The organism is Leisingera sp. F5, assembly GCF_001593695.1.
The window spans coordinates 1-1,795 of sequence record NZ_LUKH01000721.1 but is presented as its reverse complement, the minus strand read 5'-3'; the positions used below and the strand labels follow the sequence as shown (position 1 = coordinate 1,795).

Sequence of the window (1,795 nt, the reverse complement as noted above, 5' to 3'; positions counted from 1 at the left end):
GCGCAGGATGCCTCCAAGGTTGAGGCCGGATCGGTTGTCTTTGCCGACAATTGTTCCTCCTGCCACGCCGAGGACGGCACCGGCGACCGCAGCCAGGGCGCGCCGAATCTGGCCGATGCGATCTGGCTTTACGGCGGCGATTACGCCACTCTGAGCGAGACTGTGACCAATTCGCGCTATGGCGTGATGCCGGCCTGGAACACCCGCCTGACCGAGGCGCAGATCCGGGCGGTCTCGTCTTATGTCCACCAGCTGGGCGGCGGCGAATAAGCCGGATCCGGTTGATCAGAATGATGAGAGGGCTGCCTGCGGGCGGCCCTTTTTTAAACTTGTTGTGATGGGAGGCTCGGCAGTCAGCCCGAACCGGCCGCCGAGAGTCATTGCAGCGAAATCCTGGAACGAGCCCTATGCAGACCTAGATTGCCTACCTGCTTCTTGCGATTGCAGCACGTCGCGAACGTGCCAAGCAGACGTTCAACTTTGGGCAATGGCAGGATCGCTAAGCGGGACTTGGCTGCCATACTCCTCCTTGTCCTCTCGTCTTACTTGATGCAGACTTGTATGCGGAGGAGGGCTGTCTGTTTCACCGCTTGGTCTATTGGCAAACGGACCAGCGCGGTTCCATGCTTTGGGAGGAGTGTGTAATGGCGTCCAAGACCGCAGGTTCCACACCACCAGACAATCTGACGCCGCAGCAGCGGGCCATGCCCAAGGTCAATAATGTGACTGCGGGTGATATCACCGCGTCGCTGAAGGCCGGGTTTTCCGACTTTCTGGCTCGCCCCATCATGAGTGGCTTCTTCGGCCTGTTCTATGCGGTTTTCGGAATCCTGTTTGTTTGGTGCTTGGTCTGGCTCGGCAAGATTTGGATGATCATTCCTGCCGCTGTAGGCTTTCCGCTGGTCGCGCCTTTCGCTGCCGCCGGGCTTTATGAAATGTCCCGCCGGTTGCAGAAGGGAGAGAGTTTCGGCTGGCCTGAAATCCTCACCGTCATCGCCAATCAACGCAAGCGCGAAATGGGCTGGATGGCTTTTGTCACCCTGTTCATTTTCTGGGTGTGGGTCTACCAGGTTCGGCTTTGGCTGGCGATCATCCTGCAGAATGCATCCTTCTCGGATTTTGACGGGTTCTTGAACACCGTATTCTTCACACCCCAGGGCTGGACCTTCCTTGCTATTGGCACCTGTGTAGGCGCAACTCTGTCGGCTGTACTGTTCTCGTTGACCGTCGTAGCCATGCCCATGCTGCTTGACCGGGAAACCAATTTCGTTTCCGCCATGTTAACGTCCATTCGTGTTGTCACGGAAAACCCGTTGGTCATGCTCACCTGGGCGGCGATCATCTCGGTCGCCATGCTGTTATCGCTGGTTCCGGCGTTTCTGGGTCTGATCTTCACCTTGCCGATCCTTGGCCACACCACTTGGCATCTCTATCGGCGGGCCGTGTCACCAGCGGAGGAGGGATCTATCCAGTCATCACCTTGAGTAGCTGCGTGGTTTTTTCGACCGCGGGAAAGTAGAGCTCAATTTTTAGGTCGTCTAGGGGCAAGTCCTGGGGCGTGCCGAATTGACCAAGGTTAGCAAATAGCGACAGGCGTATATCCCTGTTCCTGAAGATGGCCGGAAAAGCCAGGCCGAACGTTTCAGAGAATCCCATCCTCCTGGCCGCCCGCTGCGGCGACCTCATAAAGAGGTTTCGAGCCGATTTCGTTGAAAAGTGGTTTGGTTTTGTGCGTTGGGGATGGGTACGGCGCACATTTTGTTGGGCAGTCTGAGGCGATACCGGCTTGTTACCC

At 57.2% G+C, this 1,795-nt stretch carries 3 protein-coding genes; 2 read left to right on the top strand and 1 reads right to left on the bottom strand.

All coding sequences use genetic code 11. The features are described 5' to 3' along the window. Nucleotides 1-270, top strand: a 270-nt coding sequence (locus tag A2I95_RS35230) for a c-type cytochrome (protein ID WP_291737216.1), incomplete at its 5' end; no start/stop codon positions are given. 374 nt (nt 271-644) lie between these two features. Beyond that, complete coding sequence (locus tag A2I95_RS35225) at nt 645-1,484, top strand: DUF2189 domain-containing protein (protein WP_291737215.1); 840 nt, start codon at nt 645-647, stop codon at nt 1,482-1,484. Here the strand turns inward: A2I95_RS35225 and A2I95_RS35220 are convergent. Next, on the bottom strand, nt 1,465-1,795 hold a 331-nt coding region (locus tag A2I95_RS35220; RefSeq protein WP_291737214.1), incomplete at its 5' end, for a hypothetical protein. The genes A2I95_RS35225 and A2I95_RS35220 overlap by 20 nt on opposite strands.